Annotated in this window: 13 protein-coding genes and 2 pseudogenes; 7 read left to right on the top strand and 8 right to left on the bottom strand. The window is 42.3% G+C overall.

Features of this window, described 5'->3' with window-relative positions; genetic code table 11:
• Positions 1 to 220: 220 nt before the first annotated feature.
• Positions 221 to 1,177 carry a pectinesterase family protein gene (locus QX565_RS01865; protein WP_289290951.1) on the bottom strand — a complete coding sequence of 319 codons (957 nt, stop codon included), beginning with the start codon at positions 1,175 to 1,177 and terminating at the stop codon, positions 221 to 223.
• Entirely contained in the window at positions 1,174 to 2,376 is a 1,203-nt protein-coding gene (locus QX565_RS01860) for a glycoside hydrolase family 88/105 protein (RefSeq protein WP_289290949.1), read from the bottom strand. The genes QX565_RS01865 and QX565_RS01860 overlap by 4 nt, the downstream gene beginning before the upstream one ends.
• A gap of 287 nt (positions 2,377 to 2,663) precedes the next feature.
• Here QX565_RS01860 and QX565_RS01855 point away from each other — a divergent pair, with 287 nt between their 5' ends.
• The 3 genes and pseudogenes from QX565_RS01855 to QX565_RS20625 form a co-directional block, all read left to right on the top strand.
• Positions 2,664 to 4,178, top strand: a complete 1,515-nt coding sequence (locus QX565_RS01855) for an MFS transporter (protein WP_221649247.1) — start codon at positions 2,664 to 2,666, stop codon at positions 4,176 to 4,178.
• Positions 4,179 to 4,263: 85 nt separating this feature from the next.
• Positions 4,264 to 6,972: pseudogene (locus QX565_RS01850) on the top strand (AAA domain-containing protein); the annotation flags it as partial.
• Positions 6,973 to 7,134: 162 nt separating this feature from the next.
• Positions 7,135 to 7,755, top strand: a pseudogene (locus QX565_RS20625) (DEAD/DEAH box helicase); the annotation flags it as partial.
• A gap of 306 nt (positions 7,756 to 8,061) precedes the next feature.
• On the opposite strand, the gene QX565_RS01845 reads toward QX565_RS20625, so the two are convergent.
• The gene (locus QX565_RS01845) at positions 8,062 to 8,919 is read right to left on the bottom strand and encodes an AraC family transcriptional regulator (RefSeq protein WP_221649245.1); all 858 of its coding nucleotides are present in this window, start codon (positions 8,917 to 8,919) and stop codon (positions 8,062 to 8,064) included.
• Positions 8,920 to 9,031: 112 nt separating this feature from the next.
• On the opposite strand from QX565_RS01845, the gene QX565_RS01840 reads away from it, so the two are divergent.
• Entirely contained in the window at positions 9,032 to 9,721 is a 690-nt protein-coding gene (locus tag QX565_RS01840) for an HAD family hydrolase (protein WP_289290942.1), read from the top strand.
• A gap of 75 nt (positions 9,722 to 9,796) precedes the next feature.
• Here the strand turns inward: QX565_RS01840 and tatC are convergent, their stop codons facing one another.
• The 4 genes from tatC to QX565_RS01820 all read right to left on the bottom strand — a co-directional run bounded on the left by tatC (position 9,797) and on the right by QX565_RS01820 (position 14,648).
• Positions 9,797 to 10,582 (bottom strand): twin-arginine translocase subunit TatC, encoded by a 786-nt coding sequence (gene tatC / locus QX565_RS01835; RefSeq protein ID WP_195349371.1) that lies wholly within the window; start codon positions 10,580 to 10,582, stop codon positions 9,797 to 9,799.
• 2 nt (positions 10,583 to 10,584) lie between these two features.
• A complete protein-coding gene (locus QX565_RS01830; protein WP_002559342.1) occupies positions 10,585 to 10,815 on the bottom strand; it encodes a Sec-independent protein translocase subunit TatA/TatB in 231 nt (76 codons plus the stop codon).
• 188 nt (positions 10,816 to 11,003) lie between these two features.
• Entirely contained in the window at positions 11,004 to 13,541 is a 2,538-nt protein-coding gene (locus QX565_RS01825; RefSeq protein ID WP_289290938.1) for a bifunctional UDP-N-acetylmuramoyl-tripeptide:D-alanyl-D-alanine ligase/alanine racemase, read from the bottom strand.
• A 153-nt stretch (positions 13,542 to 13,694) separates the two neighbouring features.
• Positions 13,695 to 14,648, bottom strand: a complete 954-nt coding sequence (locus QX565_RS01820; RefSeq protein WP_221649242.1) for a GSCFA domain-containing protein — start codon at positions 14,646 to 14,648, stop codon at positions 13,695 to 13,697.
• Positions 14,649 to 14,888: 240 nt separating this feature from the next.
• Here QX565_RS01820 and QX565_RS01815 point away from each other — a divergent pair, with 240 nt between their 5' ends.
• The gene (locus tag QX565_RS01815) at positions 14,889 to 15,542 is read left to right on the top strand and encodes a DUF4840 domain-containing protein (RefSeq protein ID WP_289290936.1); all 654 of its coding nucleotides are present in this window, start codon (positions 14,889 to 14,891) and stop codon (positions 15,540 to 15,542) included.
• 760 nt (positions 15,543 to 16,302) lie between these two features.
• Here QX565_RS01815 and QX565_RS01810 read toward each other — a convergent pair.
• On the bottom strand, positions 16,303 to 16,473 hold the full coding sequence (locus QX565_RS01810; RefSeq protein WP_289290935.1) for a hypothetical protein: 171 nt from the start codon (positions 16,471 to 16,473) through the stop codon (positions 16,303 to 16,305).
• Positions 16,474 to 16,648: 175 nt separating this feature from the next.
• On the opposite strand from QX565_RS01810, the gene dxs reads away from it, so the two are divergent.
• A complete protein-coding gene (gene dxs / locus QX565_RS01805; RefSeq protein WP_221649240.1) occupies positions 16,649 to 18,610 on the top strand; it encodes a 1-deoxy-D-xylulose-5-phosphate synthase in 1,962 nt (653 codons plus the stop codon).
• Positions 18,579 to 18,749: a hypothetical protein gene (locus QX565_RS01800; RefSeq protein WP_221649239.1), complete on the top strand. Its 171-nt coding sequence runs from the start codon at positions 18,579 to 18,581 to the stop codon at positions 18,747 to 18,749. Before dxs ends, QX565_RS01800 begins: the two co-directional genes overlap by 32 nt.
• Positions 18,750 to 18,804: the final 55 nt, after the last annotated feature.

Genomic DNA, 18,804 nt, shown 5'->3' with positions numbered 1-18,804 from the left:
GGGGAGACTTCTCTTTTATTCTATAATTACCATTTTTTGATTTTCCACCAATACGGAATTGTATGGGTATAAGAGTAAGAATCTGTTTTCTATGTTTCTTATAGTTATCAAAAAGGTAACAATGGATTCTCATACCACCATCGGATACAAATCTATGGGAGATATCATTCTATGTTGTGTAGAAACTGATTAATTATGTGGAAATATTGTGTTCTTTCAACTATTTATACGGATACCAATTGCTACTATCCGTGAAAATATTCTCAATAGTATAACGCAAAGCTTCTTTAGGAGTCAATTGTTGTGCCCACTTCACCCTCCCGGTAGTTACAGCACCTTCACCTGTATTTCCAAACTCGGCATAACGGGCTGTTTTTTCATTTGCTTCATTTCGCCAATTATCCCAACCCTCAGGACGGATATGACTTCCAAACTCACAATTGAGAAAAGTAGTAGATGCATATGGACGCCAGGGACGCCCCAAATACACTTTAGTTACTCCGGGAGCAGCCGTCAGTTTACAGCTTTTGAACACATAACCGAATGCCACATTTTCAGGAGTAGAAGCTGCTGTTATATAAGAGTTTCGTTTACTATGAATAGTACAACGCTCAAAGAGAGCAGTAGCAGGACCAAAAATAAAATCGGTAGTCCCTTCTATATAACAACTGGTAAACAGTAAACGCGCCCCTTCTCTACCGGTATATATCGTATCCTGATTCCCCAGAAAACGACAATGGATAAACATTAACCTGTCACCTTCTGTATGCAGCGCTACCGCCTGCCCAAGCGGAGCCGCATTATTCTCGATGGTCAGGTTCTTGAAAGTTATATCGTTCCCTTCTACCTTAATAGTATAAGTGCGAAAAGTACCCATCTTATTAATATTGGCATGATCATCATATGTAATAATAGTACCCTCGGTACTCTCACCCACCAGTTGTACATTCTTAACCCACGAAGGAATAACCAGCTTTTCTTTATAAACCCCATCCTTTATATATATAGTAACGGTGTAATCCATAAAAGCACGAACAGCCTCCACCGCCTCCTGAATAGTACGATATTCTCCGGTACCATCACGTGCCACTACAATCGTATCTTGTTTCTGCTGTGCTTGTACCGTTCCGATACAAGCCAACAGCAGCAACAGACTTATTCTCACTAACCTTCTCATTGTTTCTTCTGCAAACGTTCATACTCAAGACTCGCCATAATGAATGGCCCTACAGCTTTCGGGTCATTATCACGAATCGTCTCATTAATATAATAATCATAATCTCCCGAACGATAGTTCTTTCCACCCAGTCCGGCAACGGCACAAGCTTTCGTTATAGTCACCAAACCGTCATTGTCTACTTCAATAAAGTTATCCAGAATACCTTTATACCCCTTCAATGCCACATCCAAATAAGACTGATCAATATATCCCATACGTACCGCTTTAAATAAAGCATATACAAACATAGTTGAGCAGGAAGATTCAAGATAATTTCCTTTCTCGCCACTCTTGTCGAGCACCTGATACCACAATCCGGTTTTCGGATCCTGAATTCGTTTCACCTGAGTTGCTATATTATTAAGGATAACAAGCATTGAATCACGTCCTGCTTCATGTTTCGGAATAAAGTCGAGTGCGTCTACAAAAGCCATCGCATACCATCCCATAGCACGTCCCCAGCTATGTTTAGATTGTCCTGTTACGGGATCGGCCCAACGTTCTTTGCGACTCACATCACAAGCATGGCGATACAACCCATTCTGCGGATCATAAGTGTGACGGGCTACAGTAATAAACTGATTCACTACATCTGCATAATCCTTCACCTGATTGTTGCGAAAAGCATATTCTGCGTAAAAAGGAGAAGCCATGTAGATACCATCAAGCCACATCTGATTGGGATAAATCTTTTTATGCCAGAAACCACCATCCTCATTGCGTGGATGCGTGTCAAGCTGACTACGCAACAAATCAATTGCTTTCTTATACTTCTCATCTTTAGACTCTTCATAAATACGGAAAAGGAATTTCCCGGAATTCAGACGGTCAATATTGTATTCTTGCAATTTATAAGTAACAATGCTACCATCATTATGAATCATCGTATCAGCATATGCCAGTGCATAATCAACTATTTTTTTATCACCATATGTATCATATACATCAAGCATTGCCTGAAGCTCCAGTCCATGACAGTAGTCCCATTTCAGTTTAGGCTGAAAATCGAGTTGCCAAGATTCGGGACAACGAATCATCTCCGACTCCGTCATTCGAACGGACCAAGGCAGTTTATCACTTACTTTCTGAGCAGACAGAGAAACAGAACAGAGCAAAGTTCCCAGGACAAAAATTTTACAAATCGAATTCTTCTTCATTCTCATTTTGGTTATCGGTAATTAGATTTATTCCTTGAATGGGACAAAGATAGCGAGTCTTTTTTTATACGGTGTGTAGATTTCGATTCAAATAGTGTATTTATAAGTTTTCGTGCGCGCAAACATTAAATTCGTGTGCGATAACGTAGTTTTTTAGCGTTTTTGGACAATTTTGGTAGTATTCAGACAAAATTTACAGCAAAAGAGACAATAAATATGTTGATTTACATCAAATAATGTGTATTTTTGACCCCAGAATCAGAACTAATAATTTTAAATCATTTATCATGAGTACAATTCAAAATGCGATGGGTAAAATGACAAACTACAGATGGACCATCTGCGCTATGTTATTTTTCGCGACAACAGTTAACTACCTCGACCGTCAGGTGCTATCGCTGACGTGGGATGAATTTATCAAACCTGAATTCCACTGGGACGAATCACATTACGGTACTATTACCTCTGTATTTTCCATTGTATATGCAATCTGCATGTTGTTTGCAGGACGTTTCGTTGATTGGATGGGAACAAAGAAAGGTTTCCTTTGGGCTATCGGTGTATGGTCACTAGGTGCATGTCTTCATGCAGTCTGCGGTATAGTAACTGAGCATGTAGTGGGTCTTCACAGTGCTGCAGAACTGGCTGCTGCAACAGGTACTGTTGTAGTTACTATTGCTACTGTCAGTATGTATTGCTTCCTGGCTGCCCGCTGCGTATTAGCACTCGGTGAAGCCGGTAACTTCCCGGCAGCTATTAAAGTAACAGCTGAATACTTCCCTAAGAAGGACCGCGCTTATGCAACTTCTATCTTTAACGCCGGTGCTTCTATCGGTGCGTTGATTGCTCCGTTAACCATTCCTGTTCTTGCCAAATTCTGGGGTTGGGAAATGGCATTTATTGTTATTGGTGCCCTCGGTTTCATCTGGATGGGTTTCTGGGTGTTCATGTATACTCCTCCCGCAAAGAGCAAACACGTGAACAAAGCTGAGTTGGAATACATCGAACAGGACAAACACGAAGTAGGTGGCACTTATGTAGAGGAAAAGAACGAAAAGAAGATGAAATTCTGGCAGTGTTTCAGTTACAAACAGACTTGGGCATTCGCTTTCGGTAAGTTTATGACAGACGGCGTATGGTGGTTCTTCCTCTTCTGGACTCCTTCTTATCTGTTCACACAGTTCGGCATTAAGACTTCAAGCGGTCTGGGGATGGGATTGATTTTCACGCTGTATGCAATCACCATGTTATCTATCTATGGAGGTAAACTTCCTACTATCTTTATTAATAAAACAGGTATGAATCCGTATGCAGCCCGTATGAAAGCGATGCTGATTTTCGCATTCTTCCCGCTGGTGGTATTGCTGGCTCAACCGCTGGGTACTATTTCTCCATGGCTTCCTGTTATTATGATCGGTATAGGTGGTGCTGCTCACCAGTCCTGGTCGGCAAATATCTTCTCTACCGTAAGTGATATGTTCCCCAAAACAGCTATTGCAAGTATTACCGGTATCGGTGGTATGGCCGGTGGTTTCGGTTCTATGATCCTTCAGAAAGTAGCAGGTAACTTATTTGTATATGCTTCCGGTTCAACAATAGTAGACGGAAATGAAGTGGAAATGACTCCTGACTTACTGGCCCAGGGTGCACAGTTCGTACGTCCGGCTATGGAATTTATGGGATTCTCGGGTAAACCAGCTGGTTATTTCATTATCTTCTGCGTTTGTGCAGTAGCTTACCTCATTGGCTGGATTGTAATGAAAGCACTGGTTCCGAAATACAAACCTATCGTACTGGAATAATCTTTCACACACAAGATTTATAAATAGCAAAGAGCTGTATCAACGAATGGTTGATGCAGCTCTTTTTTTTCCTTATCTTTGCCCCATGGAAAAAGAGGAAATCACAGAGTCTTTCGACATCCTGCTTACTGCTTGTCGTACTCAGGACGACAAACTTGGCGTAGCTTATAAGCAAATGCGCGACCTGCTCGAGCGTCTTTGTCGCAGCCAGATGCCAAACGAAAGTCTGCAAATGACCGATCTATCTGCACGGATTAGTTTCGTAGCAGCACGTACCGAATTATCCGTTGTAGAACAGAACCGTCTGCATACCTTCCGTCTCACCTCAAATGCTGTATTAAACCGAAGAGAAGAACCCAAACGAGAGAAACTACTACGTGATGTAAAAACTCTTGCCTTTTTCTTGAAGAAACTCTCCGGAACTGATATCCCCGAAACATTGTACCGGCTACTTCCTAAAGCAGATGCTACTTATATCGTTGCTCCACCGGCTCACAAACGAGTAGAAAGAATGCGGGTTTGTTTTCAATATTCGGATGAATTCTTTTTGTATGTCAATCCGCTGGATAGTATTGCGGACGAGCCACTGCGAGTGCACTACAATATTCCACAAATAAATGAAGAGTTTGCAGAGACCTGTAAACTTCTCTGGCGACATGCACAAATCAATCTGCTCGATGTAGCCATCGACAAGGAAGGAATACTCACTCCCTCTTTCATCGTTCTTGAACCGGATTATCTGATAGATATCAGCTCGTTGGCAGAATGCTTTCGCGACTACGGGCACCATCCTGCCAACTATCTGCTGGCCCGTTTGCAGCCTATAGAGAATGCCCGTCCTCTACTCCTGGGAAATATTGCCAACCTCTTTCTGGACGAATGGATCCATGCGGATGGAGAAGTGGACTATCTTTCGTGTATGCAGAAAGCTTTCCGCCGTTACCCTATCGAACTGGCAGCTTGTGCCGATTTACAGGATAAGGAAAAAGAGCGGCAGTTCTTTGACGATTGCAAAAAACATTTTGAACATATCCGGGAGATAGTAACCGATACTTTCCATGCCCCCGGTTATGAAATGGATAAGACAGATGCCGTACTGGAACCTTCTTATATTTGCGAAGCATTGGGGTTACAGGGACGTCTGGACTACATGCAGCGGGATATGTCATCATTCATCGAAATGAAATCCGGAAAAGGTGACGAATACAGTATCCGTAACAAGGTAGAGCCCAAAGAAAATAATAAGGTACAGATGCTTCTCTACCAGGCAGTACTCCAATATTCGATGAAAATGGATCACCACCGGGTAAGAGCTTATCTGCTATATACGCGTTATCCGCTACTTTATCCCGCCCGCCCGTCATGGGCAATGGTACGCCGGGTTATCGATTTGCGTAATCGCATTGTAGCCGACGAATATGGTATTCAGTTGCGTAACAGTCCGGAATATACAGCCGAAAAGTTACAGTCAATCAATGCCAAAACACTAAATGAACGAGGACTTCAGGGACGTTTCTGGGAACAATTCCTTCGTCCTTCCATTGACATATTTGCCCAGCGCCTCGCTACACTCTCCTCTTTGGAACAGGCCTATTTTTACACAATCTACAACTTCATCACCAAAGAACTATATACCTCCAAATCGGGTGATGTAGATTATGAAGGCCGCACAGGAGCTGCTGCTTTATGGCTTTCAACACTAGCAGAAAAATGTGAGGCCGGAGAAATTCTATATAACCTTCGTATTAAAGAAAACCATGCCGCCGATGAGCACAAAGCGAGTATTATCCTATCCAGAGGAGACATTCGGGAAGAAGCCTTACCTAATTTCCGCCAGGGTGATGCCATCGTTTTATATGAACGTAACACGGATACAGACAACGTCACCAACAAAATGGTATTCAAAGCCAACATAGAATCTCTCACCGAAAATGAAATACACATCCGGCTGAGAGCTACTCAGCAAAACACTTCCGTTCTTCCTCATGAAAGTCTGTATGCCATTGAGCATGACACAATGGATACTACTTTCCGGAGCATGTATCAGGGATTGTCTGCTTTTGCATCGGCCACCCAAAAGCGCAGAGATTTACTGCTTGCCCAGCGCCTTCCCGCTTTCGATGAAACTTTTTCCACCCGTATTTCTGCTGCACCGGATGACTTCAGCCGTGTTGCCCTTAAAGCACAGGCAGCACAGGATTACTTTCTGCTGATAGGACCTCCGGGTACGGGAAAAACCTCTTGTGCCCTAAAAAAAATGGTGGAGACTTTCTATCAGGAAGAAAATACGCAAATTCTCCTCCTGTCATATACCAATCGTGCCGTAGACGAAATCTGTAAATCCCTCTCTTCTATAAAGCCTGAGGTAGATTTTATCCGTGTTGGTAGTGAACTCTCCTGTGACGAAGCCTATCGCAACCACCTGATAGAAAATGAACTTGCCCTCTGCAGCCGCCGCTCTGAAGTGGTGGAGAGAATCACCCGTTGCCGGATATTCGTAGGTACAGTAGCCTCTATCTCCGGCAAACCGGAATTGTTCAGACTAAAAACTTTTGATGTAGCCATTATTGACGAAGCCACTCAAATACTTGAACCACAGTTATTAGGCATCCTCTGTGCACGTAGCACAACAGGCAACGATGCCATTGGCAAATTCATCCTTATCGGAGACCATAAGCAGCTGCCGGCCGTAGTTCTTCAACGAGAAGAGCAGTCAGAAGTACATAACGAACAGTTACGTGCCATCGGGTTGACAAATCTCAAAGATTCTCTCTTTGAGCGTCTTTACCGAACCGTTAGAGAATTGACAATGGACAGTGGACAATTGACAGTGAACAGTGGACAGTGGACAGTGGACAGTGGCTATGCAGCATGCAAACAGCGCAGCAACTGTCCACTGTCAATTGTCAACTGTCAACTGCCTAACTGTCAACTGTCCACTGTCAATTGTCAATTCTCCTTCGACATGCTCTGCCGGCAAGGACGTATGCACCCGGAAGTAGCTCTCTTTGCCAATCGTACTTTCTACGAAGGACGTCTGCTCCCTGTAGGACTCCCTCACCAACAGGAAAATTCACCAGCCATTACCCGCCTTGCTTTTTATCCCTCTGAGCCGGAGCCTGCTGGTGCTTCAGCCAAAATAAATCATTCCGAGGCACGTATTGCAGCCCGTTTGGCTCTGACAATCTATCAAAGAGAAGGAACAGAAAACTTTAATACGACACGTACTTTGGGGATTATCACCCCCTATCGTAGTCAGATAGCGCTTATCAAACAAGAAATAGCCCGGCTGAACATCCCTGCGCTCAATGAAATATTGATTGATACCGTAGAACGGTTTCAGGGAAGTGAACGGGATATTATTATTTATTCATTCTGCGTTAACTACCCTTATCAGCTCAGATTCCTCTCAAATCTGACAGAAGATAATGGAATATTAATAGACCGTAAACTGAACGTAGCCATGACCCGTGCCCGAAAACAAATGTTTATCACCGGAGTTCCTAATCTACTGAAACTAAACCCGATCTACCTAAGCTTAATAAAACTGGCAAATGAACAAGTTTGTTTTAAATAACGTTTGCAATCATTAGCCTTTATTTTTTCTTTATGCGGTTTATTAACACCTAAATAGCGAACAAACCGCTATATTTGCGCTACGTTTTTTTCATAGAGATTTAGATTTAAGGTTAGAAGAATTGCGGAAGTCGTGAGACTTCCCTTTTTTTCACTTTAACGTTTACTGCCACCAAGAATTCAATCTATATTGAATTCGCTTCAATCTAGGCAAGTAAACAAGAAAAGCCCCTTCGAGAGAAGAGGCTTTTTATGCTTCCTGCAGAGAGAAGTATGCCAGATGGCATTTATCATCCATTCGGATAGGCTATTCTACCGGTATACATATTTCCGTCAATAACTCTTCCGGAGGAGTCGATTCCGGACTATTCAGATAGGATTCATACCCACGTGAATTGCTGACTGTATAGCCACCCTGTGGTATCCAATGCCCATAAATGGTGTCATACACAGCACCCAAATTAGCATAAGGCCCTTTGTAGCGAAATACCAGGTACTTCCCTCCCGAAATCTCTTTCACACCGATCTCTCCTTTGGGCTGCACAGGTGAGGGTACAGTAAAACAGACATCCGTCCGTAGATTCTTCGGCTCGGTCACCTTCGGATCATCATGGTAGATACAAATATATTCCATATAGCGGGTATCTATTTTCTCTTCACTCACATAAGCATATAGTTTCTTCCATGCTTCGCAATATGCCAAAGCCATATACGCTCCTGTCAATCGGACATAAATTACCTGTTTCGGTTGCTGTTCGCGTACCTCCATTGTCACATCCAGTGCCAGGTTTATTTCTAATGGTTTCATAATAACGTGGTCTTTATTGTTTCTATACTCATTGGGTGAAATACCATAGAACTGCTTAAAGATTTTCGACAATGAAGAAGGAGAACCATAACCTATCTGATAAGCAATATCACTCACAGACATTGTACTGTAACGTAGTAACCGGGCTGCAGTCTCGATCCTTGTGCGTACAATAAATGCTCCTAACGGTTCATGCAAAAACGCTTTCATAATACGGTGGAAATGATAGGGTGAGAAATGGGAAATTTCGGCCAGTTTTTCCAGGTCAATCTCTTCACCCAAATGATTGTTAATGTACTCCACCACAATGTTGACACATCTGTGATACTCTTCGGTTGTTGATGTTCTTTGCTCCATATTCTTTGATTATTTCACACTGCAAAGATAGACGTACTTATCAAAGGAATCTTTTCCAATCTTGCTAATTTAGAAGATTATTATGTACTTTTGCCATAAACATACAAAAAAGATGAAAGATATAGAGATTATAGCATTCGACGCTGACGACACACTATGGAGCAACGAACCTTTCTTCCAGGAGATTGAACGGAAATTTGCCAATTTATTAAGTATATACAAAGACACAAAAGAAATTTCTGCCGAACTATTCAAAACAGAAATGAATAACCTGGAAAGTTATGGCTATGGAGCAAAAGGATTTACGCTGTCGATGATAGAAACTGCCCTACGTATCAGTAATCACAAAGTATCAGCCGAAATAATAAACGAGATCCTGTCTTTGGGCAAGTCGCTGCTCAATATGCCGATAGAATTATTGCCAGGAGTAGAAGAAACCCTCCGAACATTAAAACAAAGCAATCGCTACCGGTTAATAGTAGCTACCAAAGGAGACCTGCTCGACCAGCAACGGAAACTGCAACGTTCAGGGCTGGCTTCTTATTTCGATTATGTAGAAATCATGTCGGACAAAACTGAAAAAGAGTATGCTAAGTTAATAAATACACTGCAAGTAACCCCCGAAAAATTCATGATGATAGGTAACTCCCTAAAATCAGATATCCAGCCGGTATTAGCCATTGGCGGATACGCGGTACATGTACCGTTTGAGGTGATGTGGCAGCACGAAGTTGTAGAAAACTTTGAGCATCCCAGACTCCGAAAGGTAAAAAGGATGGGGGAGATAGTGAACAGTGATTAGTAATTAGTGATTAGTGAGCAGTGATTAGTGAGCTGCGCTATGATCCGCATGGCACTAATCACTAATCACTGCTCACTAATCACTCTTTTTGTCCTTAATCATCAAGATACTCATTTCATAAAGCAGATAGAGAGGAATAGCCACAACGCTTAATGTAAACGGATCACCTGTAGGAGTAATGATGGCAGCAGCTATTACAATCACAACAATTGCATGCCGACGATATTTCCGGAGAAATGTTTTATTGACAAGCCCCAACAGTGATAGCAACCATGTGACCAAAGGCAATTCAAATGCCAGTCCCATACAGAGTACCAGCATCATAAAATTGTCTATATAAGAATTTAATGAGATTACATTTTCGATCTCCGCACTAAGCTGATAGGTAGAAAGAAAACGAAGTGTAAGCGGGTAAACCATAAAGTATCCCAGCAATACACCTAGAAAAAACATAACTGTACCTATACTAAGCGCTTTCCTCACTCCACGCCTCTCTTTGGGATAAAGGGCCGGATTGATAAAACGCCATATTTCAAAGAAGATATAGGGCATAGCAGTCACTACCGACATCCAGAAGGCGGTAGACATATGTATAAAGAAAGGAGCTGCCAAATTGATATTTACCAGCTTTACTTGAAATTCCTGCGTAAAAAAGTCATCCGTCAGGTCAAACTTCTCGCCAATATACCTCAACAGATCATAGAACACGAAGTCATTGTGGCAAGGAGCCAGCACTACGCTGTCAAACAAATAAGGCATAGCGATGAAATATCCCACCGCCAACACAAACCAGACTCCAATGACACGAAACAACACCCGGCGCAGTTCATCCAGATGGTCCCAGAAAGTCATTTCAGCCATGGTTATTTCTTATCCTTGTCCGTTGTTTTAGCCGGTTCGTCAATCTCGTCCTTCGCTTTATTGATTTCATCTTTCGCTTCATTCACACCGTCTTTGAAGCTTTTCACACCTTTACCAAGACCACGCATCAGCTCAGGTATCTTCTTTCCACCAAAAAGTAACAGAATTACGAGTGCAATAATAATCCATTCGGAACCACTGGGCAGGAAGCCTAATAATAACAAGTTTATCATAAGATATATAGTATATATAAGTTTTTCGGGACAAATATAGTGATTTCACCACAGAGGACAAAACCTTTAACTCCTTTATGGAGTTAAAGGGAAGGGAGAAGGGAGAATGGAGAGGGGAGAAGGAAAGAGACTGCGCTATTATGCCGCATGGCACTTCTCCATTCTCCATTCTCCCCTTCTCCATTCTCTTATTCTTGATAATACACCCTCTTCACCCGCGTAGAGATGCTTGTGAGGATTTCATAAGGAATAGTATCCAACGTATCCGAAAGCACAGTTATAGGCAGTTCATCACCAAAAATAATGGCTGCATCACCCTCCTGGCAATCGATACCGGTTACATCAATCATACAGACATCCATGCAAATATTACCTACATAAGGAGCTTTCTTCCCATTCACCATACAATAAGCATGTCCACACCCTAAATGACGGTTCAACCCGTCTGCATAACCGATTGGAATAGCAGCAATACGCGAAGCCCGGGTCAGATGTCCTTTCCGGCTATATCCCACCGTATCTTCTGCAGGCACATCCCGTATCTGCAGAATAGTAGTTTTAAGCGTACTGACATTATTTATAATAGAGTTATCAATCGGGCTGACTCCATAGAGTCCTATACCCAAACGAACCATATCAAATTGTGCATCAGGAAAACGTTCTATTCCTGCCGTATTGCAGATATGTCTCAGGATTTTATGCGGAAAAGCAGCCTGCAGCTCTTTGGAAGCCCGTTCGAATATCTCAATCTGCCCACGTGTAAAAACATCGAACTGAGGAGAATCACTTCCTACAAAATGGGAGAATACCGAACGCGGAATCAGTGCATTCTGATTCTTTAACCGACGTATCAGCACAGGCAGTTCTTCTTCGGAAAACCCCAAACGGTGCATACCCGTATCAAGTTTTATATGCACCGGGAAGTTTGTAATGCCTTCTTTCTCCGCCGCTTTTACCAGCGCATCGAGCAAGTGGAAGTTATAAACTTCGGGCTCGAGCTTGTAATCAAACATTGTCTTGAATGCAGTCAATTCCGGATCCATAATCATAATAGAAGAAGTAATACCCGCTTTACGCAGTTCCGCTCCTTCATCGGCCACGGCCACGGCCAAGTAATCCACCTGGTGTTCCTGCAATGTTTTGGCTATCTCATAAGAACCGGCTCCATAGGCCGAAGCCTTAACCATACATACCATTTTCGTTGCAGGCTGAAGCATAGAGCGATAATGGTTCAGATTGGCTACCATGGCTCCTAAATTTACCTCCAGTATTGTTTCGTGTACTTTCAGCTCCAACCTGTCAGAAACAAGATCAAAATTGAATGTACGTGAACCTTTAATCAGTATCACCTCATCATGCAGATTCTGAAACACATCCGACTCCATCAACTCTTCCGTAGTATGGAAGAAATACTTCTCTATCTCAAAACGGGCAGCACTGGAAAATATCTCCGGTCCCACGCCTATTATTTTGTCAATGCCACGGCTTTGTACCAATTGAGCTACTTTGCGATAGAGAGTAGTGGTACTTTGTCCGGTCTCTAATATATCCGACAAGATGAGCGTACGCTTCATCCCTTTTCCTTTTACTTCAGAACGCCTTACTAAGAAGTCAAGAGCAATATCAAGTGATGCCAGATCAGAATTATAACTATCATTGATAAGTACACATCCATGTTTCCCCTCTTTCACTTCAAGACGCATAGCCACAGGTTCGAGCCGCACCATTCGTTCTGTGATCTGATCGGCAGGCATCATCAGATAAAGGCAGGCAGCAAGGCAATTCAGTGAGTTTTCAATAGAAGCATCATCTATAAAGGGGATACAGAAAGTATTATCCATCTCCAGATAACGATAAGAAATAACTGTATGATCTTCCTTTTTCAGTATCCTGCTTATATACAAAGGACGTTCTGCATCCCGGCAGCTCCATGCTATCTCACGGGCAGTGAGCATTGACTTGCTCACACAATTGCTTATCAGCTCATTGTCGGCATTGTAAATTACGACATCACAATTTTTAAAAAGGCTCAGTTTTTCCATACACTTCTCCTGCAAAGAAAAGAAGTTCTCCTGATGTGCCCCGCCAATATTGGTCAGGATGCCAATAGTTGGCTTTATCATATTCTGTAAAGCACGCATCTCTCCCATCTCAGAGATACCAGCCTCAAAAATTGCCAATTCAGCTTCTTCATTCATCTGCCATACGGAGAGAGGAACGCCAATCTGAGAATTATAACTACGAGGCGAACGTACAATCACCCGATCCGGACTCAACAATTGATGCAACCACTCCTTTACAATCGTTTTTCCATTACTTCCGGTAATACCGATAACCGGTATCTGAAACCGTTCACGATGTAGTTCCGCCAGTTTCTGAAGAGCCTTCAGAGGATTACTGACGATTAGAAAATTGACAGTTGACAGTTGACAATTGACAGTTGCTGCGTTGCCCGCATGCTGCATAGCAATTGTCAATTGTCCATTGTCAACTGTCAATTCATTAAACTCTTCCTGAGTAACAACAAAATTTCGTACACCACGTTCATAAAGATCAGGAATATAGCGTGCTCCTTTATTTCGTTTGGTAGTCAGGGCAAAAAAAAGAGTTTCTTCGGGGAAGCTGAGAGAACGACTGTCAGTCAACAGCCAGTCAATAGTTGCTTCAAGAGTACCCACCCTGCGGGCACCTATACATTCGGTTATAGTTTCAATCGTATACAACATAATAATTATTCAATTTAATAATGTGCTAATATGACAATGTGCCAATGTGCCAATTAGCTGCGCTATATTTTCCGAAGACATGCCGAATGGTACATTGGCATATTGGTACATTGGCATATTGGCACATTGTCATATTAGCACATTATTCCTACATTATTCAAACTCTAAGTACGGGTATTTTCGGTTAAGTCGTTCTATTTTTAACACAATTTGTCCTAAAAATCTTTTATGTTCCTCTGAGCCCGGATGAAGGGGGCGGTGTGCCTGCGCTTTGCGGATACTTTCACATTCTTCCATAATCTTTTTTGTTTCGTCAGAGAAGAAAGCTTCGGAAAAACGCTCCCACAAATAACGGATAGCCACGGGAGACGGATGCAACATGTCATCGGCATAAAAACGATAGTCGCGAAGCTCGTCAAGTACAATCTCATAAGAAGGAAAATAGAAAACGAATTCAGGGAAAAGAGTTTGTAGTTGTTCGGTAGCCAGCAACAGGGTGGCTTTACTAATCTGATTGGCATGCATACCATCCCGTATATGCCGGATGGGACTAACAGTAAGAAGTACCTTCAAGCCGGGATTCTGTTCCCGAAGTTCACGAAGCAAGCATGTATATTCATTCACGATCTCTTCAACTGTAAGCTTTCGGCGTACAAATAACTTTTCCGGCTGTTTATGGCAGTTTGATACAATGCGCTTATCTTCTCCCTGTTCATACACCCAGGCTGTTCCCCAGGTGAGCAGCAGCCAATCGACATTCTTTATTCGGGCATGAGCCTGTTGCAAGCGCGTATTGATATTCTGTAATACATCATTCGGCGATGCCGCCGAAAATGCTCCGTGATGCATCGCACTATGCCAGCAGTCGCGAAAGAAAAATAAATCGGAAGTCGCATATGTTTTTCCCGAAAGTATTTGTCTTAATGCCTCCGAGACAGATAATGGGTTATATAGTATCCCAAAAGGGTTGATATCACAACGAAAGAAATTATCTTTCAGCAAATTGCCGATATTCTCTGCAAAACAGGACCCTAACAGTAATAATTGCCGGGCATGAGTGATAGGTGGCAATCCTTTGGGTAATTCAACGAGGGTGGTAAAGTTCATAATAATATGCCAATTGAATAATATGCTAATGTGCCAATTGGCTGCGCTGTATTTTACGAAACCACACCAAATGATAATTGGCACATTATTAATACGGCGAAAATATAGAAAAACTCCGAAACAGAGAAGAGGCAAATAAGTTTTTTAGCCGATAAGGTGCAGTATTTCTTCAAAACCAACATTTATATAATCGTACGTACACCTTAATTTATTGAAATAATAATCTAATTTTTTATCCAAATGAAAATCGTAAATAACTCGAAAAGCATAAGAGTAAACCATCTCCTGAGAGTAACCAATTATAGCAAAACTGTTATTGCCGCTCTGACATTGACATTCGGTATAACGACATTTACTGCCTGCAGTAACGACGGAGATACGCCCGAGGTGATATCCGTAAAGGATGTAGAAGGTAACTATGTGGGTAAAGCAAGCATTACATTCATTGAATCGAGCACTTCGCCAACCCCAATTCCCCAAATAGAAGTGGAGGCCACGCTCAAAGAAGATACAATCTACTTCGGAAAATTCCCGACTGATGTCTTGATAACCAGCATTGTGGGAGAAGAGAAAGCACCCGATATCATTGAACTCGCAGGTGATATCAGCTATAAAGTAGGTTACAAACCGGCATTCAATGAAGGTTACACGCAAATATTGCAGACTTTAGATCCTAAACCTCTGATATTTACAATCGAAATTCCTTCTGAAGAAGAAGGCCAACCGGATGTTATGGAAATAGAAGCAACGATTTCTGCTACGGACAAAGGAGTATTCACCTATCAGGGCAAGACACTGAAATTCAAATTGATAGTTGAAAATGCTAAACTCAATGGAGAACCTTGCGAGGGTATCTCAGTGGAAGATATAGTATTCGAAATGAATAAGAAATAGGATTCTTCGTCAATTTAATTAAAAACAGAACCTTAATGGACTGATGAGCCGACCTTGTTAACCCTAAATGTAATGTCAGGATGGAATTAATAAATGTTTCAAAAAAAATGCAGTTATACTGTCTTTTTATTCTTATATGACTGATTTTCATGACACCTTTATTCTAATTATTGCTATAACTGGAGAATAAACTGCATAACAATATTAATTATTATGCGTGTTCCGTTGTATAATCTTTCTCTTTTGGATAGTTATGCACATTTAATCGGCATGTTATCCTGATTTTCCCGGTATGATAAGTTCGGTTTCTCTACGAGGAACAATCCGAACCTCGTAGAGAAACGCCCCGAGACTCTACGAGAAAAAAATAAAACCGTCTTAAATAACGTTTTCCGACGCTAACTGACGAGTAAATTCGCTCCAATCTAAACTATTAAAAGTATAATCAAAAAATTCATAAAGCTATATTATGTAATGAATATCCCAAGAAATAAGATATTTTCATCATGTAATCCTCCGTAAACCGTACAATGGGAATAATCAAAGCCGGAAATGACGAAGATTTTTATCACTTGTGAGAAACCGTCCCTTAATTAGAGGATTACAGAGAATCAGAAATATCACTTTGTCAAATTGTAAATAGGCATGCACTGTATTTTTCCAACATTCAGAACCATACAAAAATAAATCTTTCAACTAAATTGCCAAAGAACCACAAATAGCATAGAAAAAGGATTGCCGAAAAGTAAAGTCCCCGCCCCTACCAGATAGAGGTCAATAAATAATTCAACTCATATTCTTTTATACCTCTTTCAATAACATGACTGGTATCATACCAAAGTATTCTGTTCTGATCGGAGCGAAGGGGTATGTAAAAATCCCGTTTGGAATCTTGTATAAAAGAGCACGCTAAGCCTGTTTCGTTTTTCATGTCATTTTATTGTTTCTATTTGTAAAAGAGCTGTATTACAAGAGTATATTTGCAGAAATCTCCGGCACGTATTTACAATAATTTATACAAAAATACATCATTTCTGCTTTTTCCAATTAAAAAAGAACGTCTTTCCTTTTCTTTTCGTATTTTTGCATACCAATTCAGTCAGAACATGAAAAATGAACCCACATATAACTTGCTAAACGCCCTGAATACTCCCGAAGATTTGCGACGGCTCACGCCTGAACAATTGCCTGAGGTATGTGACGAACTAAGGCAAGACATTATCAAAGAAGTTTCCTGCAACCCGGGCCATTTTGCCGCCAGCCTGGGAGTGGTGGAGCTCACGGTGGCTCTGCATTATGTATTCAATACACCTTATGACCGCATCGTCTGGGATGTGGGGCATCAGGCTTACGGACACAAAATTCTCACCGGACGCCGCGACACCTTCTCCACCAACCGGAAACTGGGAGGCATCCGTCCCTTCCCATCGCCCGAAGAGAGCGAATATGATACGTTTACTTGTGGGCATGCCTCAAACTCCATTTCGGCTGCGTTGGGTATGGCAGTGGCAGCCATGAAAAAAGGAGAACTGGGCCGCCACGTAGTAGCTGTCATCGGCGATGGTTCAATGAGTGGCGGACTGGCTTTTGAAGGGCTCAACAATGCATCGGCTACCCCAAACAACCTGCTTATCATACTGAATGATAACGACATGGCTATTGACCGTAGCGTAGGTGGAATGAAACAATACCTGTTCAACCTGACCACCTCCAACCGCTACAATCAATTACGGTTCAAAATCTCACGCCTGCTTTTCAAAATAGGACTGCTGAACGAAGATCGTCGGAAAGCACTCATCCGCCTGGGAAATAGCCTAAAATCACTTGTTGCCCAGCAACAAAATATTTTTGAAGGGATGAATATCCGTTATTTCGGTCCGGTGGACGGACATGATGTGAAAAATATTGCCCGCATCCTACGGGATATCAAAGATATGCAAGGACCTAAAGTACTCCACCTGCACACCCTGAAAGGGAAAGGATTCGAACCGGCAGAAAAGCATCCGGGTATCTGGCATGCACCCGGTAAGTTTAATCCGAAAACAGGAGAACGCCTGGTTGCCGACACAAACGGATTACCGCCACTCTTCCAGGATGTCTTCGGACATACCCTGATTGAGCTAGCACAGCAAAATCCACGCATCGTAGGAGTTACTCCTGCCATGCCTACAGGATGTTCCATGAACTACATGATGGAGCAGATGCCGGACCGTGCATTCGATGTCGGTATAGCCGAAGGACATGCCGTGACCTTCTCCGGCGGAATGGCAAAGGACGGCATGCTGCCTTTCTGTAATATCTACTCCTCTTTTATGCAACGGGCTTATGACAATGTAATTCATGATGTAGCTATTCAGAAACTGCCGGTGGTGCTGTGTCTCGACCGCGCCGGTCTGGTAGGCGAAGACGGCCCAACGCATCACGGTATGTTCGATCTGGCGTATATGCGTCCGATACCCAACCTGACTGTAGCGTCGCCCATGAACGAACACGAATTACGCAGACTGATGTATACCGCCCAACTGCCCAATAAAGGCCCATTCGTGATACGATATCCACGCGGACGAGGAGTATTGGTAGACTGGAAATGTCCATTGGAGGAAATTCCTGTAGGACGTGGAAGGAAACTGAAAGAAGGAAACGACTTGGCTGTCATCACCATTGGCCCCATAGGCAACACAGCCGCCAAAGCCATAGCGCGGGTAGAGAAAGAACAACCCGGAAGAAGCATCGCTCACTATGACCTGCGTTTTCTTAAGCCACTGGATGAAGAGCTACTTCATGAAATAGGGAAACAATTCAGACACATCGTGACCATAGAAGACGGAATCAGAGCCGGAGGTATGGGCAGTGCGGTGTTGGAGTTTATGGCAGATCACGAATACACTCCCGAAATACGACGCATAGGTATACAAGATCATTTCGTAGAACATGGAACAGTTGCACAGTTGTATGCACTCTGCGGATTGGATGAAGAAGGAATAGTGAAGGAGTTAGAGAAGGGAGAAGTAGAAAAAATGAAAAAGTGGGAGAAAGATGACAAAGAAAGAAGCTATCAAGCTGTTTGAAGAGAAAAAGGTACGTGCCATGATGGAATATAAAGTAAGTGCTGGAAATAAATTAAAACGCAGATTAACGCAAATTTTCGCAGACGGTAAGGCTACGCTATATTTGAGAAAAGATATTCTTTGCGTTAATCTGAGTTAATCTGAGTTTCAAGACTTGTTTAATACTTAGAACAAAAAAACAGCAATAAGTAGAA

The organism is Bacteroides sp. 41_26 (genome assembly GCF_949740115.1).
Classification (GTDB): Bacteria; Bacteroidota; Bacteroidia; order Bacteroidales; family Bacteroidaceae; genus Bacteroides; species Bacteroides nordii.
Note: the sequence above shows the minus strand (reverse complement) of the source record. Positions and strands in the feature narration are given on the sequence as shown.

What these genes read in the sequence shown, in the direction of transcription:
- dxs (WP_221649240.1), top strand. Translation starts at nt 16,649, where the DNA reads ATGAAAAATGAACCCACATATAACTTGCTAAACGCCCTGAATACTCCC.
- QX565_RS01810 (WP_289290935.1), bottom strand. Translation starts at nt 16,473, where the DNA reads ATGAAAAACGAAACAGGCTTAGCGTGCTCTTTTATACAAGATTCCAAA.
- QX565_RS01840 (WP_289290942.1), top strand. Translation starts at nt 9,032, where the DNA reads ATGAAAGATATAGAGATTATAGCATTCGACGCTGACGACACACTATGG.
- QX565_RS01815 (WP_289290936.1), top strand. Translation starts at nt 14,889, where the DNA reads ATGAAAATCGTAAATAACTCGAAAAGCATAAGAGTAAACCATCTCCTG.
- QX565_RS01825 (WP_289290938.1), bottom strand. Translation starts at nt 13,541, where the DNA reads ATGTTGTATACGATTGAAACTATAACCGAATGTATAGGTGCCCGCAGG.
- QX565_RS01820 (WP_221649242.1), bottom strand. Translation starts at nt 14,648, where the DNA reads ATGAACTTTACCACCCTCGTTGAATTACCCAAAGGATTGCCACCTATC.
- tatC (WP_195349371.1), bottom strand. Translation starts at nt 10,582, where the DNA reads ATGGCTGAAATGACTTTCTGGGACCATCTGGATGAACTGCGCCGGGTG.
- QX565_RS01800 (WP_221649239.1), top strand. Translation starts at nt 18,579, where the DNA reads ATGACAAAGAAAGAAGCTATCAAGCTGTTTGAAGAGAAAAAGGTACGT.
- QX565_RS01860 (WP_289290949.1), bottom strand. Translation starts at nt 2,376, where the DNA reads ATGAAGAAGAATTCGATTTGTAAAATTTTTGTCCTGGGAACTTTGCTC.
- QX565_RS01830 (WP_002559342.1), bottom strand. Translation starts at nt 10,815, where the DNA reads ATGATAAACTTGTTATTATTAGGCTTCCTGCCCAGTGGTTCCGAATGG.
- QX565_RS01845 (WP_221649245.1), bottom strand. Translation starts at nt 8,919, where the DNA reads ATGGAGCAAAGAACATCAACAACCGAAGAGTATCACAGATGTGTCAAC.
- QX565_RS01855 (WP_221649247.1), top strand. Translation starts at nt 2,664, where the DNA reads ATGAGTACAATTCAAAATGCGATGGGTAAAATGACAAACTACAGATGG.
- QX565_RS01865 (WP_289290951.1), bottom strand. Translation starts at nt 1,177, where the DNA reads ATGAGAAGGTTAGTGAGAATAAGTCTGTTGCTGCTGTTGGCTTGTATC.